2 protein-coding genes and 1 pseudogene are annotated in these 2,284 nt (G+C 58.4%); 1 reads left to right on the top strand and 2 read right to left on the bottom strand.

Annotated elements, in window-relative coordinates; genetic code table 11:
* The first annotated feature begins 262 nt into the window (after nucleotides 1-262).
* Nucleotides 263-826 carry a hypothetical protein gene (locus tag JQ567_RS37870; protein ID WP_212443527.1) on the top strand — a complete coding sequence of 188 codons (564 nt, stop codon included), beginning with the start codon at nucleotides 263-265 and terminating at the stop codon, nucleotides 824-826.
* 145 nt (nucleotides 827-971) lie between these two features.
* Here the strand turns inward: JQ567_RS37870 and JQ567_RS37865 are convergent.
* Both JQ567_RS37865 and JQ567_RS37860 read right to left on the bottom strand, forming a co-directional pair.
* Nucleotides 972-1,361, bottom strand: a pseudogene (locus JQ567_RS37865) (SAM-dependent methyltransferase); the annotation flags it as partial.
* A 239-nt stretch (nucleotides 1,362-1,600) separates the two neighbouring features.
* On the bottom strand, nucleotides 1,601-1,894 hold the full coding sequence (locus JQ567_RS37860) for a GYD domain-containing protein (RefSeq protein WP_212443526.1): 294 nt from the start codon (nucleotides 1,892-1,894) through the stop codon (nucleotides 1,601-1,603).
* Nucleotides 1,895-2,284: the final 390 nt, after the last annotated feature.

Raw genomic sequence — 2,284 nt, 5'->3', positions numbered from 1 at the left:
ATCGCGGCCTGAGACCGAACCGGTCCTGGCTTCTCACCGACTTCCTTGGAAGGGTGTTTTTACACGGCCAAGACCCATTCCGGACCCTGTTGTCGCGACAATGCGCGCTCAGCGGCCAACGCTCTTTCAAGACTAAATTCGCGAGGTCTGGTGTTGCACCATAACCACAGACGCACAGTGCCAGCCGCCGGCGGCGCCACCATGCCTTTCTTTCAACAAAGAACGGACATCCCCTGCCGACTGCAACGGCAGGAGACCATCCATGCCCATCTCCATTCTGCGGCTGCTCGCGAGTGTCCTTTCGCTGGCGCTCATAGTCTCTACATCCGCGACTGCAGAACCGAAACTTGAAATGCATCGCGTCGGCGTTAACGTAGACGATGGCTCGGGATGGTATCCGGCCGTTTCGACCAAGGGCTCGTTCTCGATCCTCCTGCCAATTCCCTTCAATGATTTCACGACTCGCGACCCGGGCACGGACGAAGTGAGCCATGTCGTCGGCGGCAAGAGTTCTGAGGGAATCAAGATTACAGCGGTCGAACTGCAGGCAACTGCAAAGACGCCTGCCGACCTCGCGGCGATCCCCAAATCTTTCTCATCCAATCCGGCAAACAAAGTGTCTGACGTCAGCCGCAATACCAAGGATGACGTCGATGATCTGTTCTTCTCAGTCGCCAACTCGGCAACGACTGCGCATTTCCGCTACATCAGGATGAAAGGTACGCTCTACATACTAACGATTGAATACCCCAATGCGTATCGCGACGTGGTGGCGGAAAAGAAAGAAAAATTCTTCGGATCCTTTAAACTCAAGGGGAAGTCCTGATCGAGCAGAATCGGGATTGTCCGATCGGAATGTCTCCTCCCGGCACTTTCGAACTTGACGCGATGTCCGGTTAGAGTCCGCAAGACGTCGAACAGCGTTCATGGATCAAGCCGCGCTCATGAATCTCGATTTTTGAGGACACGGTCTACTTCGGAGCCCGCTTCACCGCCGCTTCCAGACTCGCTTTCGCCGAACCCGGCCGCAGCGGCTTTGGCTGGCTTTCATGCGGCGCCCAGCCGGACAGCCAGATCACGTAGAAGGTCGCGCGGATGCTGCCGTCGGAATCGGCAAAGCGGCTGGTGTAGATCTCTGCCATCCGCACCAGCGTGGCGCGGCGCGTCGGCGTCCGTCGCCGTTCGATCATGACATTGGTCGCACCCATCGCCCTGAGATCGGCCATCAGCGCGAACGCGCTGTCGTAGCGCACCACGACGCGATCGACGTCGGTGACCGGCAACGCAAAGCCCGCGCGTTGCAATAGCGCGCCGACATCGCGCAGATCGGCGAACGGTGCGACGCGCGGCGACACACCTCCAAGCGCTTTCGGTCGGCATTCCGCCGCGCAATGGCGGGAAGGCATTGGGTTGGCTTCCTTCGCCTCGCGGCGGAATAAGTTTCGCTATTTCGCCCCTTCGAACCACCGACAGAAGAAATTAGACAGTGACAGTGCCTCCTACTGCAGGAGCTCGGCGATAGTGCCTCATTGACGACCGATCGCCGAGCGTCCAGGCAGCGCCAACCAGGTAGAGGCGGCCCGTCGGAGATCGGAAGCCGCTATGGAAGCTCGGATATCAGCTTGGTCCATTCGGCCTCGGGCCAAGCTCGGGAGGTGCAGGTGCGCACGTTTCCCAGTGAACCGAGCGCAAGCGCGAATTTGGTGACATGGTCGCCGAGGGGTGCTTCCGCGATGACAAGGATGTCATGCTCGCCAGAGGTGAGATAAACTTCCTTGATCTCGACCCCGACTTTCTGGGCGAGTTCTCTCGCCGCTTTGCTGCGCTTGGGGGCGTCCTTGACCGCGCGAATTCCCTGGTCGGTCCAGTTGATTGTTAATAAGAATGTCGGCATGTCTTCCTCCATAGGCTACACAAGCTCATTGCTTGCCGCTCGCGCGGCAGGCCAACCTGCTATGTTGAAGTTGCGAGAGCGCCACAAAGGTAGGCGCGTCTTTCAGACTGCGAGCCTGCCGACGGCCTGATCGCTGCCCATTCCATCAAGCGGCGACGTCGGCTCGTCCCGTCTTAAAGGGCAGCTCATCATATGCTACGCGATGTCACGCGCCTGAGAAAGGGGCTCCCGCGTTGCTAATCCCGATCTGACTCGGCCGGGATTCCCCAATCCTGCGGGATTGACTGGAAATTCCGAACGTTCCCTCCTAGCAGATTGTGTTGCAAAAGTCGAAAATCGAATACCCCTAAAAATCTCGCGAACGTTGATCTTTGGACTTCTCTGCCGCTG

The organism is Bradyrhizobium sp. AUGA SZCCT0431 (assembly GCF_018131065.1).
GTDB lineage: Bacteria > Pseudomonadota > Alphaproteobacteria > Rhizobiales > Xanthobacteraceae > Bradyrhizobium.
This window is presented reverse-complemented; position numbering and strand designations above follow the sequence as displayed.